Raw genomic sequence first — 17,144 nt, 5'->3', positions numbered from 1 at the left:
AATGTTGGATTTTAAGGTGTATCAGTTAACTGCTTTTCACTATTGAATTGTTTTTAACAGCAGTTTCTTTAAGAGCGGCTTAATTTTATGTCGCAAATCCTCTGCATGGTTCGCAACCAAGAAGTGATGGTTATAAATATTTTTCATAAGAGCATATGTTTCTTCTTTTGCTTCGCCTTCTTCAATGAAAATACCGATAACCTCTAGCCCTTTCTTACGTGCTAGTTTTACGGCCTCATGTGTATCTAAAATGCCATCTTGATTGTAATCTAAAGCTGATGGCTCGCCGTCTGTAAAGACAAGTAAAAATTTATGCTTTTCTCGTCTTTTTACGAGTAAATCAGATATGATTCGGATAATATAGCCATCTCGGTTATCTTCTTCTTCACGGAGCTGCATAATCTCAGGTCCTATGCCTGGTGTTATGGAGTGACGATGTGTAATGACCTCATGAATGATGTTTGGCTTGTGTTCTTTTTTGGCGTTTGAAGCATCTTCCCAGAAGCCGCTGATGGCGTGGGGGATTTTTAAAGACTTTAAGGCTTCATGAAATAAAACAACGCTTTTTTTTGTTTCTTCCATTTTATTAAACATAGAGCCGGAGCAATCAATAAGAAGATGAAACGTAACATCTAGTTCTTTTGACTCCTGCCCTTTTTTGTAAAATAAACGAGGTTGTTTTTCTGTATATATACGAAGTAGCTTTTTGCCAAGGCGACCGTAAAACTTTTCAGAAGTTGCGTTTGTTTTATTTTCAATGGTCTTTTCAATCGTCTTTTTTAACTCTTTTACATCTTTATTAACAAGCGATTTGATAACCTGATACTCTGCCTTTTCACCAGGTGAAGGCTTACGAGCTTCTTTAAAGCGATGAACGGCACCTACATTAAACTTACCATATGGAGTGCCTTCAGCATTAGAGGTAGCTATTGCATCAAGCGTTTCTGTTCCAAAGTTTGATTGCGAGCTCTGTTTTGACTGACCTTGAACGGACGCCATAGCTTGATCTTGATCTTCTGATTCACGCGCCGCATGTCCCATTAGATTTGTTTTTGTGCCGCTTTCGAGTTCGAAACGCAAAAAGTTTTCATTGTCATTGTTTTTATTTTCACGATGCCAAGTTGAGAACGATTCCTCTTCCTTATTCTTTTTCTCATTATCGTTGAGTTGTTGTATATCGCAGTTCGCGAGTTCTTTTGCTTTTTCCTCTTTCTTTGCTTCAGCCGCGTCACTATTCAGTGGTGCAAGACCAAAGTAGTGGTTAATCATATCGCTGTGAAGTACCTCCTCAAGGCGATAGCGGATTTTCTCCACAACATACATCGTTTCCTCTGTATTTGTGGCATGGAAAGCATCATGGAGAATCAGCTCAATTTGTTCAAAATATTCGTTTGCATAGCTTTCATACTTATCGCTTGTTAATGCCAAATAGCATAAGCAAAACAGCATATCGCTTTGAAAGTTGCGAATGCGGTTAATCTCAAATTGTGACGTAAAATGATTGCGATAGAGGGTACGTCGACGTTTAAAAATAGAAGCAGTACCGGGTCGCTCTTTTTTTATTAATTCTTCTGTACGCAAATCCTCCAAAAGTACAAATAGCTGTGTTAAAAAGCTTCGTAGGGGTGAGGCTTGTAATTCCAAGCTATAAGAGCGAATTAAATTCATGTCTGCGAAGTGTTTATACCCTAATGCTTTGAGATACACTTCGCTTTTTAGCCCAATTGCTTTATCGTTTGGATGACGATCGTCCCAGAAGCGGCTGATGACAACCTTATTTTCTAATTCGTCGTAGTAAGCTTGATAGCCGTACTCTAAAAATGCATCTTTACTTTTCAGCAAAGCGTACATTAAGTTTTCCATGCGAAGAAATAACGAAGCATCAATTTTTTTATCTGTGAATATTTGTCTCATGTCTATTCCTCTAGGAAATAACTTTCCGCAAGCTCACGAAGTGTCATTTGTTCGGTTTCATCACTCATTTTTGCTACGATGCTTCGCTCAATTGCACGAAGAACAGGAATGTATACGCTTAGGTCACAAGCATCAATAATACCGCGAATACTTGCCGCTTCTTCACTAATTCTGCCATCGCGTGCCAATGGAATAAGGTCTCTTGAAAATTTTGTAAACTTTTCAATAATGTGCATATCTGTTTGCTTCGATTCGCTTACAAGCAAGTCTTTTAATGTATCGCCTTGAATATAAGGAACTTCTATAATTACAAAGCGGTTTTTTAAAGCTTCATTTAATTCGCTTGTTCCTACGTACCCCTCGTTAATCGCCGCAATGACACGATAGTCTTTATCACCGTATACGACTTCTTGTGTAAAGGGATTAGTCACCATTTTGCGATAATCGAGTGCGCCGTGTAAAAGTGGTAGAGTTTCTGGTTTTGCCATATTAATTTCGTCAATATATAAGAAATGACCGTTCTTCATCGCTTTCATAAGCGGCCCGTCAACGAACACTACATGAGAGTTACTGCCATCAGAGCGCAGGGTATTATAGCCAAGGATACCTTCTACATCCAAGTCCACAGAACAGTTAATGCTGTGCATTGGTTTTTGAAATAGATAAGAAAGTGTTTCTGCTAAAACGGTTTTACCGCTACCAGTTGGTCCTTTGAGTAAAACGTTTTTGCCAAGAAGCAAAGCTGTAATCGCATCTTCTAAAATACTTGCATCTTGTGCTTTATATAATTTGCTGCCAATCAAGGAGACGTCATTACCAATCTTTTTTTTATTTGTTTCATGTACTTCATTTAGAAGTCTTTGTAGTTTCTCATTTACTGGAAGTTTCATCAGTATCACCATTCATTCCTTTCATCGTGCTTCTGTTATGATAACTTGTTTTGACAGCATGTGCAAAGAAACAGATACGGGTGTAAATATTTTGTAATATAAAAGAAAAGCAACATGTCTTTTTTCTAGGTGAGAATTTCGGTAGGATAAAAAGGATGTTCAAGTTTTTATGTTAATAATAGTAGAAAAATGAACCTTCTTTTTTAGATGGGAGAGAGGAATGGAAGATGTGTGGTTGTGGTCTAATAACCTTCCGTGTTACGTAAAGACTGTACGCACCTAGTGAAGCATTCTAGCATTTTTATTTTCTGGCTATTAATATGGCGGAGAAATAATATGCACTTATAGAGTAATAAGAGACAGATAAGGAGAGGAAGAACAGATATGAAGTTTGCTGTAAAAGCTTACAACGATGTAAGCTTTTTTGTTTTAGATCCCATTAAAATAATGATAATTCTGACTATTAGATGATAGAATAGATTATGATAGCTTGTGTAAAGGGGAGAAAATCGTGAAGCGTACACCAGTCTATATTTTAAGTGGGTTTTTAGGGAGTGGCAAAACAACAGTTTTACTACGTATGATTGAAGCTGTAAAAGCAGCGGGGAAGAAGCCTGCGATTATCTTAAATGAACTTGGTAAGGTAAACGTAGAGAAGCATTTATTCTCCGAAGATCAAGTTAATGAATTGCTAGATGGTTGCATCTGCTGTACCATTCAAAATAATTTTCGTGATGTTTTGGACGAGCTTACGGTAAGCAAGGACATAGATTTACTTATTATTGAAGGAACGGGAGTCGCAAATCCAATAGAACTCATTGAAGTATTAACAGAACCTAAGTATACATTGTCACTTTCACTTCAGTCCGTTATTGGTGTAGTAGATGCTTCCCGTTTTTTGGAGTATACAAGTATTTTCTTTAGCTCTAGTGATATGCGCATACTATTTAAAGATCAAATTAAGTGTGCCTCGTATATCATTTTAAATAAAACTGATGTTCTCTCTGCGAAGAAGCTGCTTAGTGTAGAGCAAAAGCTACGTTCCTTCTTGGCACCGGGTGTTTCTATTTATAAAACGTCGTTTGGTAACATACAGATTGATGAGGTGCTGAAAAAGCGTATCGTTCTATCACAAGAAAGTGAGGAAAGAGTCTCGCATCATGCTGTTGTAAAAGCTATTCGATTAGAAGATGTACCAATCTTATCGCAGAAGCGATTACAGGACTGGGTGAAAATGCTTCCTCAAAACATATATAGAGGGAAAGGAATCGTTAGGCTAGAAGGAAAGAAGGAGATATATGAGCTACAGTATGCTTCAGGCTTACTAAGGCTAGAGGCGATGTACGTTGATGATCCGAGTACAAGTACTAGTCTCGTGTTTATTGGCGATAAACAGGCTGTGGCAGATTTGAAGCAGTCCTTTGCAAATACGTTTTCATGGCAAAATCATACGGGTAATCAGAAGGAAGAGCGACTTTTCATGTAAATGGAAAGTCGTTTTTTATTGGAGTGGAAGGGGTATCTTATCTATATATTCTTCTAGCCTGTAAAGGCACACTCAATTTTCTTAATAAATCTTAAGAACTTTCTTCATAGTATATTAAGGTTTTCTCTGTAAAGTAGGTCATATAGCTGATACAAGTTCATGTTTATATCTTATATAGAACCTACAAAGAAGGAGAGATTGAGATGAGTGCAGTTGGATTTTTACAGCAATTTATGAAAGAGCCAAGAACGGTAGGAGCTGTTTTACCAAGCTCAAAGTATCTTGCACAAGAGATGATCGCATCTATCGACTTCTCAAAAGCGAAATGCATTGTAGAATATGGTCCGGGCACCGGTGTATTTACAAAAAGACTGATTGAATCTAAGCATAGTGAAACCATATTATTAATCCTAGAAACGAATGCTGCTTTTTGTTGGGAGCTGAAGCAAACATATGGGCATATCCCAAATGTATATATTATTAATGATTCAGCGGAACATGTATCTTATTATGTTCGTCAGCACGGTTTTGCAAAAGCTGATTATGTGATATCTGGTTTGCCTTTTACCAGCTTGCCAGCTGATGTGTCAACGCGTATATTGGAAGAAACTGAAAAAACACTCAGTGAGCAAGGGGCATTTATGACCTTTCAATATTCAAAGGTGAAAAGCATCTTTTTTAAAAGCTTTTTTGAACAGATCAAGGTGAAGCGAGTTTGGCAAAATGTACCGCCCGCTTATGTGTTTACGTGTAAGAAAGGATTGAATATATGAACTATGCAAATATTTTATTGGTAGATGATGAAGAAGATATTCGTAATGTGTTGTCCATTTATCTGAAAAACGAAGGATACGAGGTATCACATGCATCAACCGGGATAGAAGCGCTGGAGCTACTACAGCGTATGAAAGCTGATTTGGTCATACTAGATGTGATGATGCCCGGAATGGATGGGATCGAAACCTGTATGCGCATTCGTGAGACTTATGAAATGCCGATTATTTTTTTATCGGCAAAGTCACAGGATATGGACAAAATTCATGGATTGATGAGCGGTGCGGATGACTATATGGTAAAGCCCTTTAACCCGCTTGAATTGATTGCGCGTGTGAAATCGCAGTTGCGTCGGTATCGAGCGTATCAGCCGAACGAATCGCAAGTGCTTGAAGTCGGAAACCTGCGCATGGAAGAAGAAACAAGACAGGTATTTATTGGAGAGCAAGATGTGCGTCTTACACCAAAAGAATTTGATATTCTTGCTTTGCTTGTCCGCAATAAGGGGCAAGTATTTAGCATTGAAAAAATTTATGAAATGGTTTGGGGAGAACCCTTCTATAAATCGGATAACACAGTGATGGTTCATATTACTAAAATAAGAGAAAAAATTGAAGAGAACCCAAAAAAACCTCTGTATATAAAAACGGTTTGGGGAGTGGGGTATAAGGTTTGAACAGACTGGCGAGGGTCATTAAAAAATGGTTGTCCCGTCGACTGAATATCCGGTTAATCGTTATATTTATTATTTGCCTTTTGGCGGCAACAGGAATTTTTGTTCTCATTCAACTGCAAAATCCCATTATCTACTCTAGTGCAAGATACGTACAGTTTCAAGATAACTTAAACGTTATGGCTCATGAACTAGGGAAAATTATAGAAGAAAAGAATTACACGATACATGACCAAGATGAAATACGAGATGAAATTCAAAAAGCTGTAGCAAATGCTAAAGGATTAAATAGGCAAGCAGTTTTTCAAATCTATGATGAAGAAGGAAGTGCTTTATTAGACGGCGGAAAGTCTACAAATGTGGACTTACAGGAAGTACTGAGCTATAAATTAGGTATAGATGCCCAAAAAGGAAATGAGTTGAATTCAGAGCGTATTCTAGCTGTTTATCCGTTGTTACGGAACGATTTAGGTTTTCTTGTCGGACAAATTCCGTTTACACAACCGGATATTACGCCTGGAGATTATAATAGAACCACATTGCTATCTTTTATTGGCAGCATAGGTGGATTTATTCTTGTCTTTTTGCTTCTTATGAGGCCGATTATCCGCTACATACATGAGATAGAGAGCGGTGTGCGAAAAATTGCGCATAGGGACTGGGATTATTTTATTCGTGTAAAGGGAAGAGATGAGTTATCTTCCTTGGCGTCAAATATCAATTGGATGACAAAAGAGCTTCGAGATAGCTTTGAAAAAGAACGGGCGCTAGAGCAAATGAAAAACGAATTAATCACAAATATATCTCATGATTTGCGAACGCCGCTTACTTCTATTATCGGATATTTAGGCTTGCTACAAGATGGGCGTTACAAAAATGAAGAAGAAATGAAAGCATATCTTTCTGTGACATACAATACATCAATAAAGCTAAACAATTTGATGAACGAACTCTTTGAATATACGAAACTTTCCTCACACGATACCATTTTAGAGAAGGAAAAGGTGGACTTATCGGGTGTGCTGCGACAATTCATTGGAGAATATGTGCCTATTTTTGAACAGCGTGGACTTCGGTTGAGCTTGGTCGTACCAGAGCATGCAACGGAGATAGAAGTCGACATCGAAAAAATGGTGCGCGTGTTTGATAATCTGCTTTCTAACGCTCAGAAGTATAGTCATCCTCGTTCGGAGGTGAAGGTGACACTTGTACAAGCACAGCACGAAATTGTCATAGCGGTGGTGAACAGAACCGATAATATTCCAGAGAAGGAGCTTTCCCGATTATTCGATAAATTTTACAGAAGGGATCAAGCGCGTTCGAGTCGCATTCAAGGATCTGGTCTTGGTTTAGCCATCACAAAGCGTATTGTTGATTTGCATGGCGGGCGTATTTGGGCTGAAAGTAAAGGGGATACGCTACAAGTATTTATTGCACTTCCTAAAAGCGAAAGCGACGAACCTCGATGAGGTTTGTCGCTGTAAGTTACCAGCCCATTCGCAAGCGTAAGGATGTGATGTGTGCGGTATGATGCTTGCTATGCCAAGCATATAAAGCTAGGGCTGTGTCTAGTGTTACTTCACCGAGGTCAGGGTGATAAAATGTGCGTTTGAAATCTTCATCCGTCAAAGACTCAAGAAGAATAACCCATCTTTTATGAAGACCCTCCAATAGAGAAAGAGAAAGAGAAACCGGCGCAGTATTTGTATCTGGAAGTAGGGCCCATCGGTCTTCATGATAAGGTTTTATGGTGGGATTGTCTTCTGTCAGTGCTAGTTTGAAGCGTATAAAGCTGTTCATATGGCTGTCCGCCATGTGATGGATGACTTGTCGGATTGTCCAGCCTTCCGTCCTGTAAGGTGTGTCCAACTTGTTATCCGATAGCCCTTCAATGGCACGTTTAACAGCAGTCGGAGCTTTGCGGATGTCATGTATCCAAGTCTTGCGGAGCTTATCGTTAAAGAGTTCAGGTGCTTCAAACTTTCCAAGCGGATAGCGTAAGTCCATATTTTTTCCTCCTCGTCCTGAATGTTACTCATGATTGGTGTTCTTGTAGTGTAAATGTATCATAATAAGAGCTATAGAGGTGGATTTATTTCTATAAAGTGGAAGCTTAGTTACACGAAGAGAATATAACTTCCCCAAGCTGTGTCGCATATACTTTCTAGAGAGTGAGGCTGTACCTTTTTAGATGTTATAAAACGGAATAGCTAAAAATAAGTCCATAAAACACACTTGACAACTAGGAATAATAAGTATTAAAATAATTTAAAATTGAATTTTCTGTTATTTTGCTGATCAGAGAAACTGAAGGCACCCGTTAATTAAGCGGGTGCCTTTCTTATTTTAAAACAGGGGGAGACATATGAAAAAGCTACTTGTGTTTATTTTTATCGGATTTATGGCCCAACTGATTGATGGATCTTTGGGGATGGCGTACGGTGTCACATCTACAACATTGTTACTTACGTTTGGCGTGGCACCTGCTATGGCGTCCGCCTCTGTACATTTGGCGGAGGTTGTTACAACGGCCGCATCGGGCGCATCACATATTAAATTTGGAAACGTCGATCGTCATATGGTGTTACGTTTGATTTTGCCTGGAGCAGTTGGCGCTTTTGTGGGCGCATGTTTTTTGAGTAATTTGCCTGGAGATTTGGTAAAGCCTTATGTTTCCCTATTTCTTCTTACTTTGGGTATTTATATTTTATTTCGTTTCCTTTCTCAGCCAATTACCCCGCCTGACGGTAAAAAACTGACAAACAAACAGCTCGTTCCCCTCGGTCTAATCGCAGGATTCTTTGATGCAACAGGTGGCGGTGGCTGGGGACCGATTACTACACCTGTTTTGCTAACGAAACGAAACGTAGCGCCGCGAAAAGTCATTGGCACTGTTGATACGGCAGAATTTGCAGTGGCTTTAGCAGCCACAATTGGGTTTGTATTATCCCTTGGCTGGGGACAAGTGAACTGGTTTTGGGTTGGAACTTTAATGGCAGGAGGTCTTGTGGCGGCACCAATCGCTGCGTGGCTTGTAAGAATTATTCCATCTCATTTACTTGGAGTTCTTGTTGGGGGGCTTATTATCGCCACTAACGCTCGTACCTTGCTGAATGCATGGGGAGTAGCTAAAGAAACGCATCCTGTTATCTATACCGGTATTTTTATCGTATGGAGTATTGCTTTATTTGCGACTATTCGCAACCATCGTAAGATACCTAAACCAAAACAAGTAGTATCATAAGGATAAGGGGCCGTACAGGCCTCTTTTTTATGTTTTTATGCAATCTTGATAGAACTGTTCTTTTGGTTTGTAAGCAGTGTGCATAGTTTTATGAATCAACTGGTAGATAAAAGCACGTTTACAGATACAAGAACTCATAATATAATAGATGATAGTTTTGATAATAATTATCAGTTTCAACAAGGGGAGTCATTGATATGAAAAATAGACCTTGGAAGGCGATGTCGACACTAGGTATCGTAGCATCACTTTTAGTAGCTACAGGCTGTACACAAAAGCAGATAACAAGTGAGGAAAAGCAAGATGTAAATTATTCTGCATCTGTCACGAATTATAACTTCTACACCGCAGGTAACATGCTTGCTTATGCAGAATTTGAGCTCTCAGGGGAGCCTCTTGCGGAAGCTCTGGGTTTAGATTTGGACTTGCTTGATCCGCAAAAAGTGAACAAGCCTACAGCTTTCGATTATACAGCAGGTGTGGAATCCTATGAGTACTCTGAGGAAGCAATGTATGAGCTTGTTGAGAAATCCGGTCTCGGATTGCATTTAATCAATGGTCCTATTGTAGATAAGATGGCGAAGGAATCCGGTAAACAAGCACCGCAGGCTTTGGAAGAGCGCTTTTATCAGCTTGCTGAAAGCGTCGGTTATGACAAGGGAGAAATTTTCCGCAATATGTATCCAACGTTTATGGAGTATAGCAAAGGGGACCCGCATTACATACAAAAGGTTGATACATCCGCGTATGCAGAAAGCGACGATAAAACATACACGCCTGTATATCAGGTCGATTTTAAAACATTGCGTTGGGATCGCGATAAGATGGACAAAATCCTGATGCCGGCAGCATACGGAGGGGCATTTTTGAAGCAAGCATTATGGGCCGGAGATTTCTTAAGCGGCTTTCATACTGTGGATAAGGACGAAGAATTAGAAGCGGAGGCGCCTAATCAGGATAAAGACGCAAATATTCGCCTTGGTGTAAGTGCAGCTGATGGCTTTCAAGGTGTTATCTTAACGGAAGAAATCTGGAATAAGCTTGCATATATACGCGATGGCTTGTTTTATGATGCCAATACAAAGCAGCTGGTAAAGGGAAGTGGCACACAATACGATCCTGCGAACGGTTTTGTATATTTGCCACATGCAATTAAAGTTACGGAGGAAGGTCAAGATGTTGCAAAAGCTTCCAATTTAGAAGTATCCGATTCCAGAAGCTTTTTGCGCGATCAATGGATGATGCTGTGGCCAGCGTCCGAATTTTACGGTATGACAGATCAGCGCCAGGAAAATAAGAATGTGAATCCTGCTTTCCGTGCCGCTTTTGACGGAGTGCCATTTGCAGCCGCGCCGCAAGAGAATACAGACGCTGCAACGAACAATGACGTAATTGCGTATGACGCTTATTCTTTAAATAGAGACGTACTGCTACAGGTGTTTAAAAATTTACAAGCGATGCATTTTAATAAAGAAGTTGGCGCTTTCATCAACATACACGATGGACAAAAACAAGGCGACTATGTTGATGCGTTCGAGGCGGGCTATACGCTTGAAGCACTTCGTATTTTCCAGCGTGCTATCGACGGTCTACCGGTAGGTTACGCAAGTGGTGAAGACGCGCAAGGTCTACAAACAGAGGAAGGAAAGCTAGCATTGGATATGATGAAAAAGCAAGCTGACTTCATGATTGAAAAAATGATGACAAAGGACGGTTTGATCGTGAACGGATTTACAATCGGGAAAGGACCGGACGAGAAAGCGGCCACATTGGAAGCACAGCTTGGCGCTGTTCGCGGCTTGACGGCAACGTACCTTGCGACAAAGAAAGAAAAGTATCGTGAAGCAGCCCGTACTATTTATAATGCAGTCGATACAAAGATGTGGGATAAAAAGCTAAAAGTTTATAAAACAGAGGGCGATAGCATGAAATACACGCCGTATACAGCAGCAAGCATATCAGCGGCATTTCGTCTCGCGCTATTGAATCTAGGAAACATGGAAAGTGATAAACAGCAATATTCATCTTTAGAAAAAGAAACCGTTGTCTCTCGCTATATGGATTTTTATGATAGAATCATAGACGGTCCTTCTTTGAAGGAAGGTATGCAGGTAAGTGAATTCTGGGATACGGGAGACTCCTATAAAAAAGGAGATAAAACGGGAAATACAGATAAGGACAACGTGCCACAAGTGCAAGCTGGACATGGCAAATATGGAATCGCGCCGATTTTGGTGGATATTGAAGTGAAAAATAAAAATTAAAGAAGGGTTGAATATGAAACAGTTTTCTCTTCTCTGGTTGACGCTCCTGCTTGCAGGGGCGTTTGCAGGTTGTAGCATACAAACATCTAAAGAGCAGAATGTACGTAATACCGCTATCAATAGTGACAACATTATACTGAGCAAGGATGAAAATTATATATACACAGCCAATATGGATACGAATACGGTCACGATTGTGAATACCAAAACCAAAAAAACAGAAAAGGAAATTAAGGTGGGAAAAGAGCCGCGACAGCTCACTCTAAGTCCGGATGAAGCGTATCTCTATGTATCTTGCATGCAAAGCGACCGAGTTGATGTTATAGACCTGCATAAACGGAAGGTCGTCAAAAAATTAAAAACAGGTATTGAGCCTTTTGGCCTTTTAACCAGCCAAGACGGGAGGCTTTTGTATGTTGCAAATTTTCGTTCTGGCACGTTGTCTGTGATTGATATAGAAAAAGAAAAGGAACGTAAAAGTATTAAAATTGGCGATCGGCCAAGGACACTAGCGATGACTGCAGACGGAGAAAAGCTATATGTGCCGCACTATTTAGACGGAACAATTAGTGTGGTGGACACGAAGCGAAATCAAGTCCAAAAGGAAATTAAGCTTGCCCCTTCACCAGATAAAGAAGACCGGAAAAAAAGCCAAGGAATCCCAAATACATTGGAGCAATTCGTCATCGCGCCTGACGGGAAAACAGCATGGGTGCCCCATTTGCTGACGAATACAGATACCCCCATCCATTTTGAGGAAACAATTTTTCCGGCCATTTCTATAATTGATTTAGAGAAGGATGAAGAAATCGTTGCCGAGCGGAAAGAATTGTTTGAGGAAATGAATGTGAAGGACAGCAAAAACGCTACCATCATCGTGTCAAATCCGTACGATGTCGTGTTTGATGCAAAGGGAACGAAGGCTTTTGCTGTCATGTCGGGCAGTGAAGATCTCGTCGTTTTCGATTTGACGCGCGGAGGAAACGCTTCGCAAGTAGTGCGCCGTATTCCCGGAGATAATCCAAGAGGGATTGTTCTTTCAAACAAGAAAAAGGAATTATTCGTCCATAATGCGATGAGCCATAATGTGGTCGTGTTGCAAGCACCGCAGGAGGGCTCTTACGCAAAGGTGAAGCTGACAGACATTAAAATGAATTTAATTGCCAATGATCCCCTTTCCGGGCTTGTACGAGAAGGGAAGCGAATTTTTTACAGTGCCAACACGGATGAGTATGCAGCTCCAATTACAGGAAACAATTGGATGAGCTGCGCTTCTTGTCATAGCGACGGAGATATTAACTCTCTTACGCTCAGCACAGCAAAAGGACCGAGAAATGTGCCTAGTAACGTGTTGACCACAAAAACAGGATTGTTCATGTGGGACGGCTCGCGCGATGATTTTACGGATTACATTCATACGGTACAGGGAGAAATGGGAGGGATGATGAACGTTGACCCAGGCCAGCCAATGCCAGCCGATGTGCAGCATATGTATGATGCATTGCTTGCATATTTGGATGATCCCTCCTCATTTCCGGTGCCGAAAAGCCCGTATCGAGAGAATGGCAAGCTGACAAAAACAGCGGAACGTGGTGAAGCGTTGTTCAATGGGAAAGGGAACTGTTTGAGCTGTCATGGCGGCGAATATTTTACTGCCAGCGTGAACGCAGTAGATGAGACAGGCAAACTGACAACAGCGAATATGCGGTTTCTATATGATATTGGTACGGCGAATAGTACAGATCAAGATTCAAAGGGAGATGCGCGTGCTGCTTTCACCAACCCGAGAAGTCGTTCTCAATTTGATCCACCTACATTAAGAGGCGTTTGGGCAACCGCGCCATATTTACATGACGGCAGTGCTAAAAGCATTGAAGAAGCAATTGAGCGACATCAATATCAAGAACGGACTGATTTGACACAGCAGGAAATTGAAATGATTGCATCCTATGTCAAATCGCTTGAGTAAAAAAGGGACGGAGTAATTCGTCTCTTTTTTCATGTATTAGCTCTAATCGGAGAATTGTGGTAAGTACAACTAGAAAAAACGACATTCTTTTTTGGTAGGAAAGAAGAACGGGCAAGGTGTGGTTGCGGTCAGGACCTAAGAGATACCCGTGTCAAGTAAGAACATACACACGTAGCGAGGTGTTTTGGAGCTATTATTTTCTTGCTGTTTATATGTCGAAAAAACTATGTAGACTTATATAACCCTATAGAGATAAGCTGACTATTCTCGTATTTTTTACGAACTTCGCTTTGCAATCTCCTCCGTTTTATCATACTATTAGTAATACTGCATGGGAAATAAACCCAATGTGCAAATGGAGAGGAGGATGATCATGCACGCAAAAAAGCATCCGGATTATATAGCAGAACAAGATCGATTTGTGTTTACAAAGTCGTATATTCAGCTTTTACTAGAGGCAGCGCGAAACAATGAAACGGAATATCGGGAACACATTCGGCAAGCAATTATGAACTTAAATTCTGGCGATAGCTCTTTAGGCTATATTAGTCTTTTAACTAATGCCAAGTTTTTAGAGATGACAGAGCGTGAACATCGTCATCTAGAGCGTGTTCAGCATAGGCCTTACTTTGCTAGAATTGATTTTCAAAATACGTCACAAAGTGCACCAGAAACACTATATATCGGTAAAATATCTTTGTTTGACCGTGAATCGCAAGAAGATATCATTGTAGATTGGCGATCGCCGATTGCTAATGTGTACTATGATGGCAGACTAGGTCGAGTCTCTTATGAGGTAGAAGACGGAATGATAGAGGGAGATTTATCCTTAAAGAGACAATATATCATTGAGGACGGGGCACTGCAGGAAATACGTGATATTGATATTACAACAAAGGACGAACTTCTGCAGCAATCTCTCGGCGGCAATGCTGAAAGCAGATTGACGGAAATTGTATCAACCATTCAAGAGGAGCAAAATCGAATTATTCGTGCTGATTTATATCATCCTCTTATCGTACAAGGTGTGGCGGGGAGCGGAAAAACAACGATTGCACTGCATCGTATTGCTTACTATATTTACAAGCACGCGCAATATTTTGCACCCGAATCTATGATGATTTTAGCACCCAGTAAATTATTTTTAACCTATATTTCAGATGTATTACCTGAGCTTGGGGTAGATCAAGTGCAACAAACTACTTTCTTAGATTTTGTAACAGAGTGTATAAATGTAAAGCTCGTATTTACGCGTATGGATGAGGCTCTAGTTGATTTATTACAGGAGGAAGACATGCAAGCAAAGCGGGAAAAAGAACGCTTGTTGTCTTTTAAAGGTTCGTTACCGTTTGCCAAAATGATAAGCAGATATATGCAAGATATTGAAAGAAGCCTTTTGCCGCAGGAGGATTTTTGTATTGGTACGCTGACGGTTTACAAATATGAAAGACTTAGAAGGCTGTTTTTATATGAATATAAATATTTACCGGTATATAAACGAATCGACAAACTGAAGCGTGTCTTGCAAAATCATGTGAAGGCCAAGAAAAAGGAAATGGAAGCGCGTATTATTGAACATTATGATAGTAAAATTGAAAGAGCACTTCTTATAAGAGACGCGACAAGGCGTAAGGAAACGGTCATTCGTCTGATGGACAAAAAGGAAGCGCTGCTGAAAGAGTTTCAGAAGGAATGTCGTACAGCGGTGGCAAGCTATATAAAAAAGTTTCCGAAAAAAGATGTGTTTTCTTATTATAAGGAGCTCCTTCAAAGTGCAGAGAACATGCGAAAGTATGGGCCCGAAGGATTAAGCGAAACAATTATAGCCAATATGACAGCTTCTTTGCGAAAGCGCAAGTTTCATTATGAAGTAGGTGATGCAGCTGCGCTATTATATTTACAACACCATCTGTACGGTGTGAAAAAGAATATAAAAATAAAAAGCATTATTATTGATGAGGCACAGGATTACACCTTATTTGAAATGTTTGTGCTTAAAAAAGTGTGTGGTACAGAGTTGTTTACGATACTGGGCGATTTATCGCAAGGCATTCATGGATACCGAGGAATTAAAGATTGGGATTTGCTAATCAAGCGTATCTTCCCTAAAGCTAATTATTTAACATTGCAAAGCAGTTACCGGACAACAATCGAAATTATGAACGTCGCAAATGCGGTTTTGACCGGTCACAGTGATGTACGTGTCCCGATTGCAATTCCGGTAGTACGACATGGAAATCGTCCTGTTTTTCAAAAATACGAAGGGGCAGCCGCTTTGCAGGAGGCTGTGGAATGTTTTGTAAAAGAAGGCAAGCAACATGGATTTAAATCGTTTGCCTTGCTTGGAAGAACAAAAGAAGAATGCAACGAACTGTACCTTTTGTTACAGGAAAAGCTACCGTGTGCATTAATGACAGAGCAGCAAGAACTACGCCATAATATGCTCTCCATTCTCCCTGTACACGTTGCAAAAGGATTGGAATTTGATTGTGTAGGGATCGTTTCTTATAAAGAACGTTTTACAAAAGATGAATTAGACGTCAAGTTGATGTATGTAGCGATGACAAGACCTTTGCATCAATTAACTGTATTTGCACAGCAAGAAGAGGACGTATTGTTAAATAGCATTGACCATTCCTTACTAGATTGGCAAAGCTAAGATAATCCAAATGCCGTGAAGAACAAAGATAATCGTATAAACAAACGAGGCAGAGCAAGCTGTTATTTTCAAAAATTTACTCGAGAAATATCCTTTATAAAGAACGAATGGTAATAAAATAGCTGATAAAGTAAGTTTGCAAGCTAAAAACAAGTAGGGGTTGTACTCATATAGGATGCGCATCACGAGATTCCCTTCTTCAATGAGACGCAACTGTAGGCCAACAAAAGAGACGATACCGTCTGCCGCGTTTAGCCAAGCTAAGTAATGAAAGATAAAACGCATATATCCGCCTCCATTATATAATGGTTATTTTTATATTAACCTCACATGTAAAAGAAAGGTATACAAATTTTTAGAGAAGAGGCTGGGACAAAAGGTTTTCAGCCAATGAAAAATCCGAACTATTAGTCGGAATTCTCCACACAGAATTCGATTTAGCTCGGATTTTTCCTTTATGAGTGTTAGTTATTCTTTATTCTGTCGGCTTTAGAGTTACATAATTCAGTTATGTCACGGCCTCTTCTTTTTGCAGCGCAAATGAAATGGCTTGCTGGGCATGCAAGTACGCTGTATCAAACAATGGTACTGACACGTCTTCTTGCGTAATTAGAAGAGGAATTTCAGTGCAGGCCAATAAAATGCCCTCCGCACCTTGTACAATTAAGTTTTGAATGATATTTTGAAAGTCGGCTTTTGTTTTAGGAGATAAAATTCCTTGACTGAGTTCATTCATGATAATGTTGTGCATCCAGGTGCACTCTTCTGAACTTGGACAAAGCGCTTGTAAACCATGAGATTCTAATTTTTCAAGATAAAAACCTTTTTTGAGTGTGTGCTTTGTTCCGAGTACGCCAATTTTGTTTATAGATTGCATACGGATCGCTTCGGCGCTAGCATCACTAATATGAAGAAGTGGAATTGATATAGCTTCAGCGACTTCGTTTGCAAAAATATGGACGGTATTTGAACAAAGCAGCAAACAGTCAGCTCCCATCTCTTCCACTTGCTGTGCTGTTTCAATGAGTGCAGTTGTGAGCGACTCATCATCACCCCGTTCTAACCAATGAGTCACTTCAGTAAAATCCATCCCTTGAATTACTAGGGGAGCGCAATGAGAGCATGCTTTTTGAGCAAATTCGTTTAGATACGTACTGTACAGTGATGTCGACTCCCAACTTAATCCACCAATCATGCCAATTGTTTTCATACAAATCCTCCTTAGAATAAAATGTGACAGAGGACATAAAAAAGACCTCTTATCATAAGAG

General features: G+C 40.0%; 13 protein-coding genes. 8 read left to right on the top strand and 5 right to left on the bottom strand.

Translation table 11 applies throughout. The features are described 5' to 3' along the window. Positions 1-39: 39 nt before the first annotated feature. Both EEJ45_RS12290 and EEJ45_RS12285 read right to left on the bottom strand, forming a co-directional pair. Positions 40-1,914: a vWA domain-containing protein gene (locus EEJ45_RS12290; protein WP_124565112.1), complete on the bottom strand. Its 1,875-nt coding sequence runs from the start codon at positions 1,912-1,914 to the stop codon at positions 40-42. A 2-nt stretch (positions 1,915-1,916) separates the two neighbouring features. Beyond that, entirely contained in the window at positions 1,917-2,804 is an 888-nt protein-coding gene (locus EEJ45_RS12285) for an ATP-binding protein (protein ID WP_380018278.1), read from the bottom strand. Positions 2,805-3,315: 511 nt separating this feature from the next. Here EEJ45_RS12285 and EEJ45_RS12280 point away from each other — a divergent pair. The 4 genes from EEJ45_RS12280 (at position 3,316) to EEJ45_RS18585 (ending at position 7,206) form a co-directional block, all read left to right on the top strand. Continuing rightward, positions 3,316-4,290: a CobW family GTP-binding protein gene (locus tag EEJ45_RS12280; protein WP_124565111.1), complete on the top strand. Its 975-nt coding sequence runs from the start codon at positions 3,316-3,318 to the stop codon at positions 4,288-4,290. Between the two features lie 203 nt (positions 4,291-4,493). Continuing rightward, positions 4,494-5,063 (top strand): class I SAM-dependent methyltransferase, encoded by a 570-nt coding sequence (locus EEJ45_RS12275; RefSeq protein WP_124565110.1) that lies wholly within the window; start codon positions 4,494-4,496, stop codon positions 5,061-5,063. Further along, the gene (locus EEJ45_RS12270) at positions 5,060-5,740 is read left to right on the top strand and encodes a response regulator transcription factor (protein WP_124565109.1); all 681 of its coding nucleotides are present in this window, start codon (positions 5,060-5,062) and stop codon (positions 5,738-5,740) included. The genes EEJ45_RS12275 and EEJ45_RS12270 overlap by 4 nt, the downstream gene beginning before the upstream one ends. Next, a complete protein-coding gene (locus EEJ45_RS18585) occupies positions 5,737-7,206 on the top strand; it encodes a sensor histidine kinase (protein WP_222928032.1) in 1,470 nt (489 codons plus the stop codon). The genes EEJ45_RS12270 and EEJ45_RS18585 overlap by 4 nt, the downstream gene beginning before the upstream one ends. A gap of 16 nt (positions 7,207-7,222) precedes the next feature. On the opposite strand, the gene EEJ45_RS12260 is transcribed toward EEJ45_RS18585, so the two are convergent. After that, entirely contained in the window at positions 7,223-7,744 is a 522-nt protein-coding gene (locus EEJ45_RS12260) for a YfiT family bacillithiol transferase (protein ID WP_124565108.1), read from the bottom strand. A gap of 358 nt (positions 7,745-8,102) precedes the next feature. Between EEJ45_RS12260 and EEJ45_RS12255 the strand changes: the two genes are divergently transcribed. The 4 genes from EEJ45_RS12255 to helD all read left to right on the top strand — a co-directional run bounded on the left by EEJ45_RS12255 (position 8,103) and on the right by helD (position 15,873). Beyond that, positions 8,103-8,981 carry a sulfite exporter TauE/SafE family protein gene (locus tag EEJ45_RS12255; protein WP_124565107.1) on the top strand — a complete coding sequence of 293 codons (879 nt, stop codon included), beginning with the start codon at positions 8,103-8,105 and terminating at the stop codon, positions 8,979-8,981. Between the two features lie 197 nt (positions 8,982-9,178). Next, the gene (locus EEJ45_RS12250; protein WP_124565106.1) at positions 9,179-11,245 is read left to right on the top strand and encodes a hypothetical protein; all 2,067 of its coding nucleotides are present in this window, start codon (positions 9,179-9,181) and stop codon (positions 11,243-11,245) included. A gap of 13 nt (positions 11,246-11,258) precedes the next feature. Continuing rightward, a complete protein-coding gene (locus tag EEJ45_RS12245) occupies positions 11,259-13,214 on the top strand; it encodes a beta-propeller fold lactonase family protein (RefSeq protein WP_124565105.1) in 1,956 nt (651 codons plus the stop codon). Between the two features lie 373 nt (positions 13,215-13,587). Then, positions 13,588-15,873, top strand: a complete 2,286-nt coding sequence (gene helD / locus EEJ45_RS12240) for an RNA polymerase recycling motor HelD (RefSeq protein WP_164464272.1) — start codon at positions 13,588-13,590, stop codon at positions 15,871-15,873. Here the strand turns inward: helD and EEJ45_RS12235 are convergent. Both EEJ45_RS12235 and EEJ45_RS12230 read right to left on the bottom strand, forming a co-directional pair. After that, positions 15,856-16,158, bottom strand: coding sequence for a DUF5658 family protein (locus EEJ45_RS12235; protein ID WP_124565103.1), 303 nt, complete (start codon positions 16,156-16,158; stop codon positions 15,856-15,858). The two genes, helD and EEJ45_RS12235, sit on opposite strands and share 18 nt — an antisense overlap. Positions 16,159-16,381: 223 nt before the next feature. After that, entirely contained in the window at positions 16,382-17,083 is a 702-nt protein-coding gene (locus EEJ45_RS12230) for an aspartate/glutamate racemase family protein (protein WP_124565102.1), read from the bottom strand. Between the last annotated feature and the right edge of the window lie 61 nt (positions 17,084-17,144).

The organism is Ectobacillus antri, from assembly GCF_003852715.1.
Classification (GTDB): domain Bacteria; phylum Bacillota; class Bacilli; order Bacillales; family Bacillaceae_G; genus Ectobacillus; species Ectobacillus antri.
The sequence above is the reverse complement of the archived record's forward strand: the minus strand, read 5'-3'. Positions and strand labels throughout refer to the sequence as shown.